General features: G+C 36.9%; 19 protein-coding genes and 1 other annotated feature. Of the genes, 3 read left to right on the top strand and 16 right to left on the bottom strand.

Annotated features, from left to right (window positions below; translation table 11 throughout):
* Positions 1-133: 133 nt before the first annotated feature.
* Both PATL70BA_RS14285 and PATL70BA_RS14280 read right to left on the bottom strand, forming a co-directional pair.
* A complete protein-coding gene (locus PATL70BA_RS14285) occupies positions 134-868 on the bottom strand; it encodes a peptidylprolyl isomerase (protein ID WP_243115926.1) in 735 nt (244 codons plus the stop codon).
* A 26-nt stretch (positions 869-894) separates the two neighbouring features.
* Positions 895-1,275 (bottom strand): CoA-binding protein, encoded by a 381-nt coding sequence (locus PATL70BA_RS14280; protein WP_125138008.1) that lies wholly within the window; start codon positions 1,273-1,275, stop codon positions 895-897.
* Between the two features lie 125 nt (positions 1,276-1,400).
* On the opposite strand from PATL70BA_RS14280, the gene PATL70BA_RS14275 reads away from it, so the two are divergent.
* The gene (locus PATL70BA_RS14275) at positions 1,401-1,574 is read left to right on the top strand and encodes a DUF4250 domain-containing protein (protein ID WP_125138007.1); all 174 of its coding nucleotides are present in this window, start codon (positions 1,401-1,403) and stop codon (positions 1,572-1,574) included.
* Positions 1,575-1,610: 36 nt separating this feature from the next.
* On the opposite strand, the gene PATL70BA_RS14270 is transcribed toward PATL70BA_RS14275, so the two are convergent.
* The 3 genes from PATL70BA_RS14270 to PATL70BA_RS14255 form a co-directional block, all read right to left on the bottom strand.
* Positions 1,611-2,105 carry a GNAT family N-acetyltransferase gene (locus tag PATL70BA_RS14270; RefSeq protein WP_125138006.1) on the bottom strand — a complete coding sequence of 165 codons (495 nt, stop codon included), beginning with the start codon at positions 2,103-2,105 and terminating at the stop codon, positions 1,611-1,613.
* 13 nt (positions 2,106-2,118) lie between these two features.
* The gene (locus tag PATL70BA_RS14265) at positions 2,119-2,772 is read right to left on the bottom strand and encodes an isochorismatase family cysteine hydrolase (RefSeq protein WP_125138005.1); all 654 of its coding nucleotides are present in this window, start codon (positions 2,770-2,772) and stop codon (positions 2,119-2,121) included.
* 245 nt (positions 2,773-3,017) lie between these two features.
* Complete coding sequence (locus PATL70BA_RS14255) at positions 3,018-3,614, bottom strand: hypothetical protein (protein ID WP_125138003.1); 597 nt, start codon at positions 3,612-3,614, stop codon at positions 3,018-3,020.
* 220 nt (positions 3,615-3,834) lie between these two features.
* Here PATL70BA_RS14255 and PATL70BA_RS14250 point away from each other — a divergent pair, with 220 nt between their 5' ends.
* Entirely contained in the window at positions 3,835-4,656 is an 822-nt protein-coding gene (locus PATL70BA_RS14250) for a mechanosensitive ion channel family protein (RefSeq protein ID WP_125138002.1), read from the top strand.
* Positions 4,657-4,767: 111 nt separating this feature from the next.
* Here the strand turns inward: PATL70BA_RS14250 and PATL70BA_RS14245 are convergent, their stop codons facing one another.
* A complete protein-coding gene (locus PATL70BA_RS14245; protein ID WP_125138001.1) occupies positions 4,768-5,334 on the bottom strand; it encodes a helix-turn-helix domain-containing protein in 567 nt (188 codons plus the stop codon).
* Between the two features lie 532 nt (positions 5,335-5,866).
* Between PATL70BA_RS14245 and PATL70BA_RS14240 the strand changes: the two genes are divergently transcribed.
* On the top strand, positions 5,867-6,067 hold the full coding sequence (locus PATL70BA_RS14240) for a cold-shock protein (protein ID WP_125138000.1): 201 nt from the start codon (positions 5,867-5,869) through the stop codon (positions 6,065-6,067).
* Positions 6,068-6,179: 112 nt separating this feature from the next.
* Here PATL70BA_RS14240 and aspS read toward each other — a convergent pair whose 3' ends face one another.
* The 10 genes from aspS to scfB form a co-directional block, all read right to left on the bottom strand.
* Complete coding sequence (gene aspS / locus PATL70BA_RS14235) at positions 6,180-7,979, bottom strand: aspartate--tRNA ligase (protein ID WP_125137999.1); 1,800 nt, start codon at positions 7,977-7,979, stop codon at positions 6,180-6,182.
* An 11-nt stretch (positions 7,980-7,990) separates the two neighbouring features.
* Complete coding sequence (gene hisS / locus PATL70BA_RS14230; protein ID WP_125137998.1) at positions 7,991-9,247, bottom strand: histidine--tRNA ligase; 1,257 nt, start codon at positions 9,245-9,247, stop codon at positions 7,991-7,993.
* Between the two features lie 77 nt (positions 9,248-9,324).
* Positions 9,325-9,544 (bottom strand) — a binding site (T-box leader).
* 98 nt (positions 9,545-9,642) lie between these two features.
* Positions 9,643-10,941 carry a glutamate-5-semialdehyde dehydrogenase gene (locus tag PATL70BA_RS14225; protein ID WP_125137997.1) on the bottom strand — a complete coding sequence of 433 codons (1,299 nt, stop codon included), beginning with the start codon at positions 10,939-10,941 and terminating at the stop codon, positions 9,643-9,645.
* Between the two features lie 444 nt (positions 10,942-11,385).
* Positions 11,386-12,822 carry a coproporphyrinogen dehydrogenase HemZ gene (gene hemZ, locus PATL70BA_RS14220; protein ID WP_172596262.1) on the bottom strand — a complete coding sequence of 479 codons (1,437 nt, stop codon included), beginning with the start codon at positions 12,820-12,822 and terminating at the stop codon, positions 11,386-11,388.
* A 16-nt stretch (positions 12,823-12,838) separates the two neighbouring features.
* Positions 12,839-13,507: an MBL fold metallo-hydrolase gene (locus tag PATL70BA_RS14215; RefSeq protein WP_125137995.1), complete on the bottom strand. Its 669-nt coding sequence runs from the start codon at positions 13,505-13,507 to the stop codon at positions 12,839-12,841.
* Positions 13,508-13,613: 106 nt separating this feature from the next.
* Positions 13,614-15,833, bottom strand: a complete 2,220-nt coding sequence (locus tag PATL70BA_RS14210) for a RelA/SpoT family protein (RefSeq protein WP_125137994.1) — start codon at positions 15,831-15,833, stop codon at positions 13,614-13,616.
* 308 nt (positions 15,834-16,141) lie between these two features.
* Entirely contained in the window at positions 16,142-16,654 is a 513-nt protein-coding gene (locus tag PATL70BA_RS14205; protein WP_172596261.1) for an adenine phosphoribosyltransferase, read from the bottom strand.
* Between the two features lie 91 nt (positions 16,655-16,745).
* The gene (gene recJ / locus PATL70BA_RS14200) at positions 16,746-18,794 is read right to left on the bottom strand and encodes a single-stranded-DNA-specific exonuclease RecJ (RefSeq protein ID WP_125137992.1); all 2,049 of its coding nucleotides are present in this window, start codon (positions 18,792-18,794) and stop codon (positions 16,746-16,748) included.
* 167 nt (positions 18,795-18,961) lie between these two features.
* On the bottom strand, positions 18,962-21,127 hold the full coding sequence (gene secD, locus PATL70BA_RS14195; RefSeq protein WP_125137991.1) for a protein translocase subunit SecD: 2,166 nt from the start codon (positions 21,125-21,127) through the stop codon (positions 18,962-18,964).
* Between the two features lie 59 nt (positions 21,128-21,186).
* Positions 21,187-22,548, bottom strand: a complete 1,362-nt coding sequence (gene scfB, locus PATL70BA_RS14190) for a thioether cross-link-forming SCIFF peptide maturase (RefSeq protein ID WP_125137990.1) — start codon at positions 22,546-22,548, stop codon at positions 21,187-21,189.
* Between the last annotated feature and the right edge of the window lie 52 nt (positions 22,549-22,600).

Below are 22,600 nucleotides of genomic sequence, written 5' to 3'. Positions count from 1 at the left end.
TTAAGCTTTTAATGTCTTTATTTTTATGACGAATCCATTATAAATATGTTCCAAGATTTATGTTACAGAATGATTAAAACCGTCTCACCATAAAATGGTTGAGACGGTCTTCTATCTTTGCCTAAACCGGCCTTTATTCAATTATTTTTATGTCGATTTTTTCAATAATGACATCTTCTACTGGCTTCGTGTCAACAGCTTCAACTTTGACAATGGCATCAACGACTTCCATGCCTGATTGTACCTGACCGAATACGGTATGCTTACCATATAGCCACGGTGTTCCACCAACTTCTTTATAAGCCTCAATCATTTCTTCCGGGAAACCACCTTGCTCCATACTAAGTGCTACTTCTTCTGTGGGGTTGGAAAGTTGTACGATGAAAAACTGACTGCCATTGGTATTAGGGCCTGAATTTGCCATACATAATGCCCCTCTATAAGGAAACAATAGTCCGAACTCATCTTCAAAAGGTTCACCCCATATGCTTTCGCCTCCTGTACCCGTACCTGTAGGATCTCCACCTTGAATCATAAAGTCATCCATAACCCTATGAAAAATCAACCCATCATAATATCCGTTTTCTGCATGGGTCTTAAAATTTTCTACTGCTTTGGGGGCAACTTCAGGAAAAAGTAGTATCTCAATCACACCATGATTCGTTGTCATTGTTGCAAGTATATCACCTTTTTCAGGTTCTTTCATTTGTTCAAAATTCATAAGTTCAGCATTCTCAGTTTCCCCGACATTTTCACTGTTTGTATCCACCTGTTCATCACTTGCTGTTTTTTCTTTTTGACAGGCTGCTAAGGTTAATATCATGGCCCCAACTAAGATGCCCATTATTAGTGTATGCTTTGCTCTCATAAAATTCGCCTTCCTAAATTTTGTAATTATTTCTCTGATAAAAGGACCAATACACATGATTCTAATACTTCAATATCATGATTTTTGGCTTTTTGTATCAAGGCAGCACTTGCTGATCCAGGTTGCAAAAGAATCTTCTTTATGCCTTTTTCTATAACATCATCTAGAATTCTAATACCTATGGAGGGACTTATAACAAAATCCACCACATCAATCGGTCCATCATATTCTGTTAATTTTTGATAAGATTTTTCACCCAGTATCGTATCATAATTTCTTGATACCGGTATAACATTATAACCCTCATCCAGTAATCGCTGTGTGATCTTCCTTCCATAACTTCTATTTTTTTCACTGGCACCTATAACTGCCCAATTCTTGTATTCTAACCATTCATGTTGACTCATTTTTATTCACTCTCTTTCATTATTCGGAAAATAATATTTCCATTTGATAATCATTATTATTTGTGTTATCCTTAAGTCAGAACTTAACACCTTAACCACATTAGTATATCACAAAGGAGATTATTATGTTACCTCAAGATCCATATATATTACTCAGTATGATTAATATGAAGCTACGCAACCAACACAAGTCCTTAGATGATTATTGTTTAAGTGAGAATCATCATAAAAATCAAATAACCGAGACGCTTGCCAAGGTCAACTATGCTTATGACCCACATATAAATCAATTCAAATAAATTCTAAACAGTCTATTATTATGCCATCATCTATACTTACAACAATTTTTCATAGATTACCACATCTAAAAGTCGGTCAAATTTTTTACCGACTTCTTTAAAATGCGCACATTTAAAATAACCTAGTCTTTCAAAAAGCTTTATACTACCTGTGTTTTCAGCACATATAACTCCAAGCAAAGCTCTAAAACTATGGTTTTTTGCAAAAGTCTCAATATATTTTAGTGATGCATACCCTATCCCTCGACCATGATAAGCTTCATCTATATAAACCGTTACCTCAGCTGTCTGATCATAAGCCTCTCTTGGCTTATATCTGTTCATGAGGACATAACCTACAAATTTTCCCTCAAAAAGAATTTTATATGATGGAAAACGATCAAAGCCTGAAAAAAGTATCTGTTCCATCTCATTTTCTCCTAAAGGTGCAATCGAGAACGTGGATGTGGAAGTTTTAATGTAGTGATTATAAAGTACTAAGGCGTCCTTAATATCTGTTTTTGTTATAGGTTCGAATATAATTGGCATCATTCCTGTTTTACCTCTAGCTACTTATTTTTATTTCTTTAACGATTTTAATGCCATTGTCCATCATACTTTTTAGAAACAAATCATGCATAAGATCTCCATGATGGAACCCCTCTATATCAAAAGTCTGAACCAGAGATTCACATACATAAACCTCTCCATCTAATTGATGCTCATTCAAATACGCTCTAAGTGTAACCGCATATTGATAAACGCAGATGTCCGTAACACATCCTACAATCAGATAACTGGATATACCCAGATCCATAGCAGCAGGATTATACGCTAGAATTCCGTTGGTGCTGTTCTTAAATATTGTAATGAGTCCTTTAGTTTCTAAAGCTGCAAGGGGATCCACCAATTCACTTTCCTCAGTGTTACCAACACAATGAGAGGGATATGCCGAAAACTCCTTAGCATCCTCCGGATGATGATCCGTATAGGCATATACCTTCATACCTTTGGATAAAGCTTCATCACTAAGCTTCACAATCTCCGGTATCATTCGACCGACTCTAGGACTGTATAGGGCGCCTGCTTTTGCAAAGCCCTTATTCATATCGATTACCGCCAAAATGGTTTTATCAGGATCAAAATCATCTAACTTTATCGTTTCTATATCCATCAGCTGTACTTTTATAGCTTCTATTGCTGATTTTATTTTATCCATATGCTATAACCCACCTTTCTGAGTGTCATTTTTTGGTGTGTACATATTACAGTATGCTCCTGCAGACTTATATACAACTAAACAAGGCATTTGCTTCGACTTGAATCCAAAGTATTTACAACCCTTTGGATTTTTCACATCCCATGTCACATAATAATACAAACATCCTATACAACTTTTCACTTCGTTTTGTTCTGACATGTTTATCATCCCTTACAACTGGCAAATCTGATTTCTAAGTTTAATTATTGGTTAAACATCGTTTGAATGGTTGGTAAATGCTCACTTACACCAGCAACTACGAATTTACCTATAATCGTATTTTCTTGATCACGTATCACCATCATATGGTTTTCTCCTGTTATCAAGTAAAGCCCGATACTGGCTCTTTTTTTACTTAACTCTACTGTAAACCCTTTGGCAGAATCATAATTAAATGCGAGTATCATGGACATTTGTCGATCCGGTTGAAAATAGAACTGATCTTTTTTAACGATTAGATTTCCAACTGAAAAATCATACCAACTATTATGACGCATGCAAGGCAAATAGTAACCTTTTTCTGTTTCTTCAGATAAGTCAAAAGCTTTTTTCATGAACTGGTCCAGTACTGTTCTGGAAACATAGAATATAATAACAGCTCCTAAAACGCCCTGAAAAAATGTATTTCCTAATTTTTCCTGTTGGATACTTTCTACAAGAGCACCAGTCACTATTAACTCTCGAATAGCTTTTGATAAAAAAACCGCCGACCATGTTACCAATAAGAGTAAAAATGGAAATTTGGAAAACATTCTTCTAGCCGACTTACTATATTCCTCGCGATTGATAATGGGTTTCATAATACCTCCTAATTTTGTCCAGAGCTTAATTATGTCATGAACTCAGCATATTTTTAAAACCATCATATCACAGAGGGGTTCAATGTGCTAGAAGAAATTCACGGATTCTTTCCATTTTATAACGACTTATGTTAAACTAATAGGAGAAAAAAATAAACCACCATACTAACCCGCTTTCAGTTAGTTAAGTGGTCTCATTAATGTAAAGGAGATTTTCACTATGGAAACAATTATAAACAACATCAAAATTAACTTTCAGGGCGCCCTTGGTGATACCATCAATAAAGTCGTATTTGCTATTATCGTGCTTGTTATCGGTTGGATTGCTATAGGATGGGTTCTGAAAATCTTAAAAAAAGTCCTTCAACACAGTAAAATCGATGCCACCTTGAAACCATTTATAATATCTCTATCCTCGATCTCGTTAAAAGTCATCTTAATCGTAAGCGTAATTAACATGGCGGGTGAAGCCACCTCCTTGGTTGCTGTCCTAGGTGCTGCCAGTTTGGCTATCGGTCTAGCTTTTCAAGGCGCTTTATCTAATTTTGCCGGCGGCTTCTTGATACTAACGCTACGACCTTTTAAAGTTGGTGATTTTGTTGAGACGCTCAGTCATAAAGGAACTGTAGAAGCCATTCATGTTTTTAACACTGTCTTAATTACCATTGATAACAAAGTCATCACCATTCCCAACGGCCAATTGTCCAATGCCAGTGTGATTAACTATACTGAAAAACCAACCCGTCGTGTAGATATTGCTTTTGGTGTTGGTTATGACGCTGATATTAAACTGGTTGCCCAAGTCCTTGAATCCGTCATAAGTAGCCACCCACTTATTCATGAAGATCCGGCTCCTTTTATTAAACTTGCCGAACATGGTGATAGTGCATTGGTTTTCCAAACACGCTCATGGTGTAATACCTCCGATATGTGGACGGTACATTATGATTTGATGACTCAAGTCAAATTGGCATTCGATGAAAATAATATTAGCATTCCGTTTCCACAAATGGATGTGCATTTTGATAAAACACAAGGCTGATTGTAAGACTTTGTCTGAGATGAGCACATTCATCAATGACAAAAAGGTATTATCCGCTATTATGGATAGTACCTTTTTATTATGCTGTCGTTTTTATCTGGTATTTTAATACTACCAGTATTTTTTGAACCAACCTGTGAAAATATTGTAGACCGCTTTTTGATCACCTTCAATTTGATATCTCTCAATCAAGGCTCGCATCTCTTCTGCAAAAGCAAAGTATTCTTTTTCATTTAAATAGATCTCTTCTTTATCAATATAACCATTTCTGGATTCATCTTTTCTTTCATGGACTTGTTTTAGATATTTTGCACCTTTCATGATGTCTTCTTTAAACTCATCTACAACACTAAGAATCATGTTGGTTGTTGAATCAAATAAAGCTTCATGATTATTTACATTCTGATAGGACACCTTGAATTGCTCGGTTGTCAACTTATAGTATTTGGCTGTAATGCCGTTAATAACTTCTGTATGATCGAGAACTAGGATATCGATGGATAATAGTTTTTTTACATGATAATGTACTTTTGCAGGTACTTCACCCATAATATCTGCCACCCCTTTAACCGTTAAAGGTTTTCTGGCTTTTATATATGCATTAATTATTTTCATTCTGTATGGGTCCGAAAAAATCTTAATCTCGTCGTCTGTTTCTATCTGTCTTATGGCATTCATATTCAAACCTCTTCACTTTTAGTATTATGTCTTGTCATCCTTATAAAGGATACCATAAAGTCACGCTTATGTCTATTTTATTAGTGTCTTTTTTATCGTTAAAATAGTTTGTTTTTCAATTAACCTCAATGAAAAACCTTGAATTTTGTCACTTTATATTTTCAGACTGTTTTTTCCTTGCAATCTGCTCATCTTTTTTTATCGTTAAAATTATATATCACCCTTATACCCTATTGTATATATACTTACAATTATTCCTTCAATAGTATCTTTTTCCTCTTGTAAAAACGACTAAATATGATAATAATTCATGTATAAATATGGCATTTTCACCAAATGTGTATCTGAATATTATTGACTAATACAGTATCCTATGATATTCTAATATTGCAGTTGATCTATGTGCATCGTAGATATTTGATTTTATAAATTCTTGGTATCGTGGATGGGTTTTACGGACTAGAGAAATATTAAACAATGTTTACAAAGATGTTCTATTGTTCAACACCAATATTTTCTAGGAGGATAACACATGCAAAACGGTACTGTAAAATGGTTTGATGCAAAAAAAGGCTTTGGTTTTATTTCTACTGATAGCGGTGAAGATGTTTTCTGTCATTTTTCTGCGATCCAATCTGATGGATTCAAAGTACTTGAAGAAGGCGATTCTGTTGCTTTCGAAATCACAACCGGTGCAAAAGGACCTCAAGCAGCGAACGTTACAAAAAACTAGTTACTCAGTTTTCAAAACACCATAAAAAGGGAGGAACGTTCCTTACGCTTAGCGTATTAGACATTTCTCCGAGAAAATAAAGGACCGTCAATGACGGTCCTTTATTTGATGGCTATAATTCTATTTTATCAATACGAATGGCAAGTTCTTCAAGTTGTTTCTCTTCAACAACGCCTGGTGCTGATGTCATTGGACAAGATGCATCCTTCACTTTTGGAAAAGCAATAACATCTCTGATGCTATCTGATCCGGTCATAAGCATAGCAATTCGATCAAGTCCATAGGCTAATCCACCATGTGGTGGTACACCGTATCTAAAAGCGTCTAATAAGAATCCGAAACGATCATAAGCATCTTCTTCCGAAAAACCAAGTGCCTCAAAAACACGTTCTTGTACTTCTCTTTGATGAATTCGAAGTGATCCTCCACCAATCTCATTACCATTTAAACAAATGTCATAGGCTCTTGATCGCACTTTTGAAATATCCGTGGTCATCAGTTCCATATCTTCTTCTTTTGGCATCGTAAACATATGATGCATTGCTGTGTAGCGTTTTTGTTCCGGATTCCATTCCACCAAAGGAAAATCTGTTACCCATACAAAATCAAACACATCTTTCTTAAGTAAGTCTAAACGCTTGGCAATATCCAATCTTAAATTCCCAAGGGTATTGTAAACCACTTCATTTTTATCTGCACAAAATAGCAGTAAATCTCCCGGTTGTCCTTCAAGTGCTGCAACCATGGCTTCAACTATTTCCTCTGACAAAAATTTAGTAATAGCAGACTTATATGTACCGTCTTCATTAATGGCAATCCAGGCCATGCCTTTCGCGCCATAACTAACAGCCGCTTCACCTAGGGCATCGATTTGTCGTCTTGGCATATCACCACAGGTTTTTGCATTGATACCACGAACACTTCCACCGTTTGCTACCGCTCCACTAAAAACTTTGAAATCAGAATCTTTTACAATATCCGAGATATTTACAAGTTCCATACCAAATCTTAAGTCCGGTTTATCAGAACCAAATCGGTCCATGGCTTCTTGATAGGTCAATCTTTTAATCGGTAAAGCAATATCAACATCCATTACTTCTTTAAACATCTTGGCTAACAATCTTTCATTCATATTCATAACATCGTCTTCATCAACAAAAGACATCTCAATGTCAATCTGAGTGAATTCAGGTTGACGGTCTGCTCGAAGGTCCTCGTCTCTAAAACATTTTACAATCTGATAATACTTGTCAAACCCGGACAGCATCAACAATTGTTTAAATATCTGTGGGGACTGAGGTAAGGCATAAAAATTACCCGGATTCACACGACTAGGTACAAGGTAATCTCTTGCGCCTTCCGGTGTTGATTTTGTAAGCATTGGTGTTTCTAGGTCAACGAAACCTTCTTCACTCATAAAGCTTCTAACCACTTCTGTCAACTTGCTTCTAAGCATTAATTTTTTTTGTAGATCCGGTCTTCTTAGATCCAAATATCTGTACTTCAGTCTCAAGTCTTCTCGCACACTGCTGTTTTCCTCAATCTGAAAAGGTGGTGTCTCAGCATCTGATAAGATTCTAAGTTCCATAGCTCTTACTTCAATGGTTCCTGTTTGCAGGTTGGTGTTAATGGTCTCTTCTGTTCGCTTTTCGACTAGGCCTTTTACAGCTATAACGAATTCCGTACGAATTTTCTCGGATTTCTTGAAGCCTTCGTCACCAATAGAACTAATGTCCACGACCACTTGAAGCAAACCGGTTCTATCTCTTACATCTAGAAAGATGACGCCGCCAAGGTCGCGTCTTTTTTGAACCCAACCCATAATGGTTACATTTTCATCAATATGTTCCTCTGTTAATGCTGTACACATATGGGTACGTTTCATACCCGTCATCGATTCACTAAAACTCATTTTATTGCCTCCTATGCCTTTTCACCTGTAAACCAGGTTAATATATCACTTAGTTTCACTTCAGTTGTTTCGCCAGTTTCCATGTCCTTGACTTGTACCAGATTTGTTTTGAGCTCATTTTCTCCAATGATGATTGTTTTAAGTGCGCCGATTTTATTGGCATATTTCATCTGTGCCTTAACACTTTTACCAAGATAGTCTGTTTCAATGACTAAGCCTGAACGACGAAGATGCGTTACAATCTCATAAGCTTTTGCTGTAACTTCTTCTCCCAAAATGCCCACATATAGATCGATGTCCGGTGCTTTCGCTAATATAACATCCTCTTTTTTTAAAGCAAGTAACAGACGTTCTATGCCTATACCAAAGCCAACGGCCGGCATATCAATCTTCCCATCTATCTCTTGAACCAATTTATCATATCTGCCACCACCACAAATGGTCATACCATCTTGATCGATAAATTCAAATACGGTTTTGGTATAATAATCCAGTCCTCTTACAATATCTGTATCTACTTCATATGGAATCTGAAGGGCATCCAGCCATTTTTTCAAAGTGTTAAAATGTACCTGACAGTCTTCATCCAGATAATCAATGGTTCTTGGTGCATCTTTAACGATTTCTTTACAGCCCGGCACTTTACAATCAATGATGCGTAATGGGTTCTTTTCCATGCGTTCTTTACATGTTCCGCAAAGACCTTCTTTGTGTTGATTCAAATATGCCATAAGAGCTGAATTATAGTCTAGCCGGCAAGTACCACAGCCAATACTATTAATATGTAGTTTCGCTTTTTGAATCCCTATTCGATCAAATAAAGTTCTCAGTACTGTAATGACTTCAATCTCAGCCAACGGTCCCGGCGCTCCAAATACTTCTACGCCAAACTGGTGATGTTGTCTGAGCCTTCCTGCTTGTGGTTTCTCATAACGAAATGCAGGCGTAATGTAAAACAGTTTGGTTGGTTGAACTTCATTGAACATCTTTTGTTCCAGAAAACTTCTTACCACTCCGGCAGTCCCCTCTGGTTTCAAGGTTATGCTTCTATCACCTTTGTCCATAAAGGTATACATTTCTTTTTGAACTACATCTGTTGTTTCACCTACACCTCTTAAAAATAAATCTGTATGTTCAAAGACAGGGGTTGAGATTTCTTTAATATTAAACTGTACACAAATCTCACGTACTATTTCTTCCAAACGGGTACGATTAACCATTTCTTCTCCGAACCAGTCTTTGGTGCCTCTTGGCATTTGAGTAATCATTTGAATCCTCCAATCCTACTATCTTATGTCTTTATAGACTTTCCAAAAAAACAAAAAACCCGTCTCTGACATATGTTGTCAGGGACGAGTTATTAACCCGCGGTACCACCCTAATAGAGATTGCTCTCCACTCAATGGTCTTATAACGATGACCAGCCGGATTAAGCTACTAACAAAGCTTTCGCTCAATCACTCAAAGGTGTCTTTCAAATAGGTATCAGTAAAAAGCTTTCAGTCTCGGCTTTTCTCCCTTATCCTGAGGGACTTTATTCTACTTTTCCTTATCAACGATTTGTTCATGATTTACTTTATTCTAATGAGTAGACTTGTTTTTGTCAAGTTATTTTTATACTTTCGTGTCATAGTGATGGTCTTAAACCCTTGCAAATGTGCACCTATACATCCATAAATTTTTTGTCTAAGTTCTTATGGGTAAATGTTTTTTTTCCGCTTGCATAGTCTCCGGCTATGTGTCCCTGCCCTATGACTTTGTATTTATATATAAGTAACCCTTCTAAACCAACCGGTCCTCTGGCATGAATCTTATTGGTACTAACGCCAACCTCTGCTCCAAAACCATATCTGAAACCATCACTGAATCTGGTCGAGCAATTCCAAAAAGCATTCCCAGTGTCTACATGGTCCATAAATTTGAGAGCTGATTCTTGGTTTCCCGTAATAATAGCATCTGTATGCCCTGATCCAAATCGGTTAATATGTGCGATAGCCGCATCCAGATCATCCACCACCTTGACAGATATCTCGTAATCCAGATATTCATTTCCCCAGGTGGCTTCTGTAGCCGGTTTAGCCTCCATATATAGCCTTGTTCGGTCACAACCATTAACGATTACTTCTTTTTGCTTAAAAACAACATCCAATCTAGGTAGTAAAGATGCTGCAACTGCCTCGTGTACCAACAAAGTCTCCGTAGCATTACAAACAGCAACATACTGTGTTTTGGCATCCAGAATCACATCAACGGCCATATCAAGATCTGCATACTGATCTACATAAGTATGACATATCCCATCTGCATGACCAAGTACAGGTATTCTGGAGTGATCCATAATATAACGGACAAATTCATTAGATCCTCTTGGTATAATAAGATCTATTTCCTCATCCATCTTTAACATGGCTGAAACATCTTCCCGAGATTCTAACAAACCAATCCAACCCTTTGGTAAGCCTACTTTTGTTGTTGCCTTCTTAATGATGTTGGATAGAACCTTATTGGTTAGAGCTGCTTCCGAACCACCTTTTAACAATACAGAGTTTCCACTTTTTAGACATAGTGCGGATATTTGTACAAAGGCATCCGGCCTAGATTCAAATATGACACCAATCACACCAATTGGGCAACTGACTTGATACAATTCCAGACCCTGATCTAATTCTCTTGAAAAATGTGTCACACCAACCGGTTCCTTAAGCCCAATTAAGCTCTTAAGACCTTCAATCACATCATTAATCTTGTTTTCATCAAATTTTAGACGTTTTAGTAAAGGCTTTGATAGATTTTCTTCCTCAGATCGTTTCACATCAGCATCATTGGCTTCTATGATGGCATACTTGTTGGCCTCTAATGCTTCTGCAATCGCTAGTAGTGCCTTGTTTTTTAGTGTTTCATTAGCAGTAGCCATTAAAACGGAAGCTGCTTTTGCTTCTTTTGCTGCATTTATAATGCTCATAAGATCACCTCGATTTCACTGCTTTATGAATTGAAAATATGCATCATTGTACCATACCCTGATTCTGATATCAAATCATGTTATAAAAAAAATAAAAATCAAAAATAGTATTGACATTGATTCTCATTCATGATATTATCTATATGAGATTAGTTATCATTTATAGCCTACCATTCATTAAAACTTAATGCCTTGACAACATTAAGTACTAGACTACATTTTTTAGCCTCCATAAACACAGAGTCTGATTCGCTCTGTTACTTAACACATTTTATTCTTCTAAAGTGTAGAAAAGGTCATCCCTTGGGATGGCCTTTTCTTGTTCTCTAGGAAAGACAATGCTATGTAAACTATCAAGGACCTTTCCTTTCGAACCGTTCAGAAATATGAGCAGAGCTCATAACGAAGCGAAGTTTCTTTTCTTGTATGATTGAGCCAGTGCTCTTAGTCTTCTTCCCAAAATATTTTATTGGCAGCTATAATCTCATCGATGTTATCTAGATATGTTTTGACATCTTTGGGATGGTCTTTTCTTATTAGTCTATCACCATACACCTTTTTTGATATGGCACCTGCGCCAAAAGCCACAATAGATTCTTTTTCTTCCATTGTATGGATATTATAGGTGCATCCATAACCTTCTTTACAGTAACCTATGTTTTCATAATTACCAATCATATTTTTCTGTCTATATAGATAATAAGCACCATAACCGACCTCATTCATGATTCCTTGACTGATTTGTAGCATTCCGTCAATCTGATTATTCATTAGTTTTCTATACGTCTTTTCATCCTCTATTAATCTTGCCCCTCTCTTTAGGGCCATAGTATGGATGGTTAGACTTTCGGGTTCAAGTTTCATGATTTTACGGATTGTATCTTCAACATCCAAGATTTTTTCTCCAGGTAAACCTAGAATAATGTCCATATTAATATGAGCAAAACCTAGCCGTCTCGCCATGTCCACACAGTCAATAAACGTCTGTACATCATGTCCTCGACCAATCTTTGTCAAGGTCTCATCTTGCATCGTCTGTGGATTAATCGAAATCCGGTTCACACCATATCGGCGCATGCTAAGAAGTTTTTTTTCTGTTATTGTATCTGCACGCCCCGCCTCAACCGTGAACTCAATGTTCTGATCACCCATTAATGCTCTCGTCTTGCATAGAAGCTTATCAAAGTCATCTTCTGTAAGACTGGTAGGTGTTCCGCCACCAATATAAATAGAACGTAGGTCTTTAAACGCCTCTTCTCTAGCATCCATCTCACGAATTAACATATCTACATACTCAGTATAAGCCCTCCCTTGAGTCTTGATTTCATGGGAGGTAAAAGAACAATAACTACAACGTGTTGGACAAAACGGTATCCCAATATAAACACTGTGTTTTAAGAAGGAATCCCCCAATAATTGTTTCTGCACTTTAACCACTTTCATTAAAAGCTTTACTTTATCCGGATGTACTCTATAGTTCTTTTCCAGTATGTCCGTTGCATCTTTTTGTCCATGAATGTCATAGAGCTTATATGCCAATTTGGAAGGTCTTATCCCTGTCAACACGCCCCAAGCAGGTACAATACCGGTCACCTTACTGCACAAATCATAAATGATACCTTTAAGGATTACCGTTATCTTCGGCGTATATATAATGTCACTGTTCTCACAACCCTTTTCGCTATCTAGGTCATAATACCTCCTGACATCCCCACAATAATCTTGTCCACAATAAACAACCTCTATATAAGATGACCCTATGGTTATCTCGTATAAAGGTTGATGGTTCTGGTTGACTTCAATCTTCTCTAAAGGATAAAACACCTTTAAATAGCTTAATACTTCTGTTTTGTATTGTACATGATCCAATCGAATATTCATAGCTGACCTCATATTACTATGATTGCAAAAATGGGTTATTCTTTTTCTCATTTCTTATGGTTGTATCACTTCCGTGCCCTGGAAAGACTTTGGTTTCATCGGGCAAAAACATCAATCTGTTATTGATCGCTTCTACTAAGTCGCTTTGGTTGCCATTATAATAATCCGTTCGGCCAATTGAGCCTGCAAGCAAAGTATCACCTGTAAAAACAACGTTCTCTTCTTGACAATAATAACAAACGCCTTTTACTGAATGTCCCGGGACTGTTATAACTTTAAACACTAAGTCATCACCATAGTCCAATATGTCACCGTCTTCAATATAAGTGTCAGCTGTAGCTGTCACTTCACGCGCCAGAAAATAGGTTGATAAATTTTTTATGCTGTCTGACATAATTCTCGCTTCTTCTTCATGGGTAATAACCGGCACATTATAGTGGGCTTTGATTTTGTCCACTGCACCAATATGATCAAAATGACCATGCGTGATTAGCATCGCCTTAAGTTCCAATCCTAAGCCACTTATATATTCAATAATCCGCTCCGGTTTATAAGAGGGATCCACTATTAGTGCGGTTTTTTCGTCTCTTCCAATAATAATGTATGTATTGTTGTTCATATTGCCTAAAACCATTTTCTCAATTCGCATGCCTTCATCACCTGCTATTTCTATATATACACTCATTATACATGAGTGGTATGTCTTTTACAAATCCTTCATATGCTTTCAAACACTTGAAAATATATGTTTGTGCCAAACAAAATCATTCTCTATAAGATGATTTTGAGGTCTAATTATTGGTTCTCACAATATCATCAACACCTGAAACCATTTGTAATTTTTTGATGAGTTTGTTCAACTGATCAACCCCTTTGATTTCAAGACTTAGATTGAATACAGACCTTTCTTTGTTAAGGGAACGCGCATTAAGCGCTTTTACCTTGATATCCTCTTCCGTTAAAACCTTAGATACATCAAACAATAATCCGCCTCGATCTGAACCATAGATTTGGATGTCAGCACGGTATACCATGTCACCGGAATTCTTAACATTTCCACCCCATTCAGCATCAATCATCCTGTGTCTTTCAATTTCATTAAGATGAATCATATTGTCACAGTCCGTTCTGTGTATGGAAACACCTCGACCACGAGTAATAAAACCAACAATCTCATCTCCCGGTACTGGGCTACAGCATTTTGAGAACCTTACTGCTAGATCTTCAATGCCTTTAACCACAATGCCGCTCTTAGATTTCTTGGTCTGGTTCTTACTTGGATGATCCACAATCTCTTTTAATAAGTCTTCATCCTTAATATCTTCTTTAATTGTCTTGCGATATTCTTCATGTAACCGATTAACAATTTGGCCTTCTTTTAATCCACCATGCCCAACTGCAGCACAAACCGCTGACCAATCTTTAAAACCATATTTGGATTGAACCAATTTCATCCATTCCGGTTTTAGCAGCAATGACAAATTAAGCCCTTTTTGTTTGGCATACTTTTCAATCAGTTCTTTGCCTTTTGATATATTTTCTTCTTTAAATTCTTTTTTATACCATTGATTAATCTTACTTCTGGCTTGGGAACTCTTGACAATCTTGAGCCAATCTCGACTAGGACCTCTTGAGTTTTGTGAGGTTATGACTTCAATCCGATCCCCAGTTTTAACTTCATAATCAAAGGTTACAATCTTTCCGTTTACTCTAGCGCCAACCATTTTATTCCCTACAGCACTGTGAATATGATAAGCAAAATCGATCGGTGTTGAACCGGCCGGAAGGTTAACAATGTCACCGGTTGGTGTGAATGCATAGACCTGTTCTTGATACACATCTAAGTCCGATTTCAAGGCATCCATAAATTCTTTATTATCCGACATGTCCCTTTGCCATTCTAATATTTGTTTAAGCCAATTTAATTTTTGTTCAGCATTGCGCTCTGTTGATTCCTGAGCTGAAAGCTTGCCTTCTTTGTATTTCCAATGGGCTGCTATACCATATTCTGCAGTTCTATGCATATCCATAGTTCTGATCTGTATTTCAAAAGGGTAGCCTTCGGGTCCTAGTAAGGAAGTGTGCAATGACTGATACATGTTAGGTTTAGGCATAGCAATGTAATCCTTGAATCTGCCAGGAATTGGTTTGTAAAGCTCATGTATGATACCTAAGACACCATAACAGTCTTTAACGGTATTCACAACCGCTCGCACGGCATACAGATCATAAATCTGATCCAAGTCTTTATTTTGGTTGACCATTTTTTTGTAGATGCTGAAGAAATGTTTGGGTCGGCCCTCCACTGTTGCTTCAATGCCTACGGCTTCCAATTCTTCTTTTAGCTTGGCAACGATTTTCTCCACATTATTGGTACGCTCATCTCTTCTTTGCGCTATGCTATGTACTAATTTATAGTAAGCTTCTTCTTCTAAGTATCTTAAACACAGGTCTTCAAGCTCGACCTTGATCTTTGAAATCCCTAGACGATGAGCCAAGGGTGCATATATGTTCAAAGTTTCACGTGCTTTTTCCTTTTGTTTTTCAGGCGTCATATATTTTAGAGTTCGCATATTATGAAGACGATCCGCTAATTTAATCAATATAACACGAATATCTTTGGCCATCGCCAAAAACATTTTTCTATAATTCTCTGCTTGTATCTCCTCTTTATCTGTTGTATATGAGATCTGTGTCAATTTGGTGACACCATCAACAAGCAATGCAATTTCTTCATTGAATTCCTTTGCTATCTCTGCTGTCGTATATGACGTGTCCTCTACAACATCATGAAGAATCCCAGCAACAATGGATTCTTTATCCAATTCCAGTTCTGCTAGTATTTTTGCCACAGATAAAGGATGAATAATATAAGGTTCACCTGATTTACGTACTTGTTCAACATGGGCATTCTTAGCAATCTGATAGGCCTTCTCAATCATTGAGAAGTCATCAGACGGATGGTATTTTTTCATTTGATTAATAAGATCAATATACAATTGGTCCGGCATAAAATTTATCACCACTTTTTCAGTATTCAAGTATACCTAAACTTCAGTTTCGAAGAGGCCCTTCATAGAGGATTATTAAGGAATTTTAATGTAAACGACTTGTTTCTACTATAAGAACTGGCTAAGGTGTCAAACTGTATCGCTGAAATTTCACATACATTCTATGTAAAATTAGTATTGACCCTTTAACCAGAATTATTTCTATTATAAAGATATTTTAAAGAAATTGCAAGGAATTAAAAGACTGCCTATCGATAAGAACAATCCTATCGTCCGACAGCCTTCATATTAGATAACATTAGAATACCTTAGTATTTGATGATCGCTTCAACATCTTGACCTTGCAGAACTTCTCTACCCTTTAAAAATGACAATTCAATTAAATACACCATTTTTACAACAATACCACCCATTTCTTCAATAAGTTCCACCATTGCTTTTGAAGTGCCACCCGTTGCCAACAGATCGTCAACAACTACCACTCGGTCTCCCGGTTTAATAGCATCCATATGGATTTCAACAACTGCACTACCATACTCTAAATCATATTCTTTTGATTTGGTTTTATAGGGTAGTTTACCTTCTTTTCTAACTGGTATAAAACCTTTATTCATATTATAAGCTAAAGGCACACCAAATATAAAACCTCTCGATTCAGGACCGACAACCAAGTCAAAATCCACATCCTTAAGTGCCTTTTCAAATTCATCAACAGCAAATCTCAATCCCGCCGGATCCTGTAACACCGTCGTTATGTCCTTGAATACGATACCTTCTTTAGGAAAATCATAAACATCTCTAATCAATGATTTCAAATCCATAATTTCTCTCCTTTAATGCTACTTAGATTTCAATACTATACCTCTATACAAACCTCAAAAATGATTGCTCTTGAGGTAAAAACACATACTATCACAAGAATTTATTATACAACTTTGAATCTTGTAAATCAACTTTTTTTCCCTTATTCAAGCTGAAAGTCATAGATAATCCTTTTATTTCATATTGGATCAGCTCAAGTTCCGAAAAAACCTCCAACATCATTAAGTATTTTTTCAGATCTTGTGTTTGTTTTATATCTAGCTGTGCCATAAGTTTGGTAAAGTAAATCTCATGATCTAGGACACTATCTTTCTGCATTAAAAATCTATAAAAATCCGATAACATCTGTCGGCTAAGTCGGTCTTCATGATGCACCTCAAAATCTTCAAAATAATCAATAACGCTATGTTCTAGTATTTGATTTTTTATTTCCTTAAGTGTAGCTGTAGTATGTCGAATGTCTTTGACCATCATTTGAGGGGATTTTCTTTGATTCCATTCATTAATCTCCAAACTACATACACATTGCACAAGTTGGCCATCATCTATCCATTCTGTCACCTCGCCTAAAGAAAATCCGACACCTCTAATCTTTGGATCCACGCCGAGTTCCAAAGAAAGATGGGTCTGGTCTTTGCCGATTTTTTTCATATGATGGATAGGTCCTTCACATATAAAAGTAGGTTCAGGATTACCCATTCCAAAGGGTTCCATTTTTTGAATGTCTTCAATTAATTCAAGCCCGATATCTTCTAACTTCATGACCATATCTACTTTTAGTTTGGGTATTAATACATCTTTTTCCATATGCTCGTCGGCATAAAGATTTAATCCTTTTTCTAAAGCTTCAATATTATTTTCTTGCAAAGACATACCTGCCGCCATCTCATGACCACCGAATTTGTCAAACAAATGTCCATTGGCTTTTAGAGCTAAATATAAATTAAATCCTTCTACACTTCTAGCAGATCCGGATGCAACACCATCTTTTATCGTTAGAATGATGATGGGCCGGTAATACTTTTCTACCAGCTTTGATGCGACGATACCAATGACACCATGATGCCAGCTGTCTGATGCTACAACAATAACCTTCTGATTTGGTGGGTTAGAACTTGCTTCTATAAGAGCTACTGCTTCTTCAAAAATTCTTTTTTCCAAGGACTGCCTGTTTTTATTGTCTTGATCTAGGCCTTCAGCGATGGTCATACATTTTGAAGTATCATTGAGAATAAACAATTCGACCGCTTCTTTTGCATGTTTGATTCGACCGGCTGCATTGAGCCTTGGTCCAATACCAAAACCAATGCGCCCTGCTGTCATTTTTTTCCCTTCTAAATCTGAAACCTTCATTAAGGCTTCAAGCCCCTTATTCCACGTTGTTGGCATGGACTGAAATGCCAGCTTAGTAATGGTCCTGTTTTCGCCATATATAGGTACAATATCAGCGATAGTTCCTACTGCTACCAAATCCAAGTATTTCCAAATCTTGTTTTCCACATCTGTAGTTCTTGCAAGAGCCTGTATCAATTTAAAAGTGACACCTACCCCCGCTAACATTTTAAAAGGATATCTGTCCCCTTCTCTTTTCGGATTAAGCACGGCAACGCCACTTGGAAGCACATCTTGACATTCATGGTGATCTGTTATAATCACATCCAGTCCGATTTCATTACTATATGCTACCTCTTTGACTGCTGTTATACCTGTATCTACGGAGATTAATAATTTGAAACCTCTATCTTTCACTTCCGTCAAGGCTTCTATATTAATGCCATAGCCTTCTTCATGCCTGTCCGGTATATAGTAATCTACCAAACACCCAATCTCTTCTAGAAACATATACAGAATCGATGTACTGGTTACGCCGTCCACATCATAATCACCATAGATCATAATTTTTTCTTCTTGATCCCTACTTCTCAAAATTCTTTTTACAGCCATTTTCATGTCCGTCATCATAAAAGGATCATGAAAGCTCTCTGTTGTAGCGTTATAATAGTCATAGACGGCCTCCTTTGTATCGATGCCTCTATTAACTAATAATCGGGCTATAATAGGAGATAGCGCCATCTCAGACCTTATGGTTGCTACCTTAATATCATCGCCTTCTCGAATTTTCCATATCTTTTCTTTCATAACAACACCTCCACGATACTCTTCAAGAAAATATTATACACTATTCTTCTACAAATCAACAGCTTCAACCTGATCACACAGGCTTTCCTAGAGAACAAGGCAGAACATGTTAACCATGTCTGCCTTGTAATGTAATACATATAAGATTATAGTATGACCTTTTATTTCTAGTTTTCTATAATTTTTTTCTTTAGCTTCTTATCATGGTTAATCTTGAAAATATACCACAATGGACTTGCTATGAATATAGATGAATAAGTACCACTAAGAATACCAATCATTAAAGGTAGGGCGAATTCTCTAATGGATGTAACACCTACGATATAGAGAATACCTACCATAATGAAGGTGGTCAATGATGTATTAATAGACCTACCCATGGTCTGGCTGATACTCATATTAATTAAATCTTTATAGCTGAATTTTCGCTCCAAGGACATGTTTTCACGAATTCTATCAAAAACAACAATAGTATCATTAATGGAATATCCAACAATAGTAAGCATGGCTGCTATAAATGAGTTATTAATCGGTACATTACCGATAGCATAGACTGCAAAAACAATAAAAATATCATGAACTAGGGCAAGAACAGCAGCCATTCCAAACCAGAAATCCTTAAACCTGAAACTGACATAAATCATAATACACAAAGATGCTACTAAAACAGCAATAATGGCATCTCTTCGCATCTCACCACTAACTGTAGCGCTGATGCTCTCACTTTCTATATCATCGGACGTTATGTTGTATTTTTCAATAAGTGCTTCTGATAAAGCCAATCTTTCTTCTGAGGTTAGACTCGGTGTCTTAATGATAAATTGGTCTTTACCTGTAACATTCTGAAATTGAGGTGTTGTCTGTCCTGTTGCTTCAACCACCAAGCCCTTAACGGCTTCTTGTAAGGCTTCAGGTGTAGAGTAGCCTTCGCCGGAACCTAAACTGACAAGGGTTGAAGTACCGCCAACAAATTCTATGTCAAAGTTTAAGAAAGAGTCTCTGGTTGCCTGATTGACCGGCATCATTACCAAACCAATAACTATGATTACTACAGATACCGCAAAAAATACTTTTCTTTTTTCAATAACTTGAACAGACTTATGTCCAAGATCAACACCATATAGTTTCTTATCTCTAAGGCCCATGCCTACTAAGCTGGACAATAATAGCCTTGTCACAACTAAGGATGTAAACATGGATACCGCTATACCAATCATTAAAGTAATGGCAAACCCTTTAATAGTACCTGTCCCCATGATATAAAGAACAATGGCAGCAATTAATGTGGTGGCATTACCATCTACAATAGCTGATGTAGCTTTCTTAAAACCTGACTTAACCGAGGCTTTAATAGTTTTACCTGAACCGATTTCTTCTTTAATTCTTGAAAATATTATGACATTGGCATCAACAGCCATACCGATCGAGAGTATAATACCTGCAATTCCCGGCAAGGTCAGTGTTACATTAAAAAGACTTAGTGAAACAATCATCAAAGAAGCATAGAAAATCAATGTTATAGAGGCTACAAAACCCGGTAATCTATAGAAACCAATCATAAATATAAATATAAGAGATATACCGATAAGACCAGCAAGTATACTGGTTTGTATAGCATCTTGTCCCATTTTTGCACCAACGACATTGGATCTTAGTTCAACGAGTTCAAGAGGCAAAGCACCAATTCGGATATTTGCCGCTAATTGACTTGCAGTAACTAAGCTACCCATATTGTTGATAACTGCTTGTCCGTTTAAGATAGGCTCATTAACCGTAGGCGCTAATAAAATCTCATCGTTATAATAAATATACAATGGCTTGCCCACATTCTTGGTTGTTGCTTCTGCAAATTTTGTTACCCCATCAGGCGTAAACTCTAGATGAACCACATAATCCCTTGTAACACCACTTGTATCTGTACCAGGTTCAGCATTTTTCACATCTGCACCGGTTAACCAGGTTGTACCTTCTTCATCTATAAATGCAAGTTTACCGGGCTTACCCATCTCAAGTAATACTTGATCTGCATTTTTTACACCTGGAATATCCACGTTGATACGGCTGGATCCTTCAAGATATACTTCACCTTCTGTATACCCATATTCATCTAACCTTAACTGTAGTTTGTACAGTGTATCTTGGATTTCTACAGATGTTGGATCTTCTTTATTAGGTGCATAAGTAATACTAACCCCACCTTCTAGATCAAGACCAAGATTGATTTCTTTTGCACTTCCGTCCTTGTTCTCTCCTACACCTATCATAGCTACATAAGCTGTACCTACAATAAGTATGAATGAAATAATTAGCGCTACTACATATTTCCCTTTCATCACATATCCTCCTAGTATTGCCATATGCTCAGTGAACATCATGGCTCTTTATTGCTTCTTTACTCTCCCAGCATTTCTTTAGCCTTTAAAAAAATGGCACATTCCACTCTTTTCTTTTCAAGTTCACAACCGATTTCATAGGTCGCAAGTAAGTCACCGTGAAAATTAAAAGAATTGGCACTACAGCCACCACTACAATAGAATTTAGCCCAACACTCTCTACACGCATCTTTTGCATAAACATTACAGCCTCTAAAAGCATCTTGTTTAAGGGTGTTGGTGATGCCTTGGTTGACATTACCTAATAAGAATTCATCAATGCCAACAAATTGATGACAGGGATACAAGTCACCAGTCGGCGTTACAGCTAGATACTCAATACCGGACCCACATCCTGCTAGACGTTTGGCGACACATGGTCCTTGTGACAAGTCAACCATAAAATGGAAGAAATTAAAATCCTTATTTCTTTCTTTATAATCTATTTTTGCGAGTGCCAATTTTTCATACTGATCTTTTAAGTAAGCAAGATCTTCTTCCTTAATGGCATAATTCATTTCATCCGGTGCAACCACCGGTTCCACCGATATTTGCTCAAAACCTTCATCGGCAAGGTGGAGCACATCTTCTGAGAAATCCATGTTTTCATGGGTAAACGTGCCTCTAACATAATAGTTTTTTTGTCCACGTGCTTCTACAAAAGCTTTGAACTTGGGCATAATCATATCATAGCTGCCTTTACCATTTGGTGTTGGTCGCATCTTATCATGAATCTCTTTTCGACCATCCACAGACAAAACAACATTATGCATATGTTCATTCATAAACGCTATATTATCATCATTTAGCAATACGCCGTTGGTAGTCAAAGTAAATCTAAAATGCTTATTATTTTCCTGTTCTATGCTTCTGGCATAGTGTACGGTTTCTTTTACCATCTCAAAGTTCATCAAGGGTTCGCCACCAAAGAAATCAATCTCCAGATTACGACGGTTCCCTGAGTGGGCCACTAAAAAGTCAATTGCTTTTTTGGCGACTTCAAAAGACATCAAATCACGATCTCCATGATACTCACCTTCTGAAGCAAAACAATAGGTACATGCCAAGTTACAGTCATGGGCGACATGAAGGCACAAAGCTTTTACGACTGTGCTACGGTTTTTAAAGTCAACAACGACCTGTTCATACTCATCTTTAGCAAAGAGCAGACCATCTCCAATAAGTTGATTCACCTCGTCACCGGCTTGTACCAGCAATGCTTTGTCATAGCTTTGTTCCAATTTATTTATAGCGTCTTCTATTGATGTGCCATCATCCAATGCACGAATTAAATCATAACTCATATCATCTACTACATGAATCGAACCACTGTTGATATCCATGACGATATTCATGTCTTGTATTTTATACTGATGTATCATTATATACCCTTTCAATGAAAAGGCGTTGATCTTCTATTCTCAACTACCTTTG

The organism is Petrocella atlantisensis, from assembly GCF_900538275.1.
In the GTDB taxonomy this organism is placed as follows: Bacteria; Bacillota; Clostridia; order Lachnospirales; family Vallitaleaceae; genus Petrocella; species Petrocella atlantisensis.
Note: the sequence above shows the minus strand (reverse complement) of the source record. Positions and strands in the feature narration are given on the sequence as shown.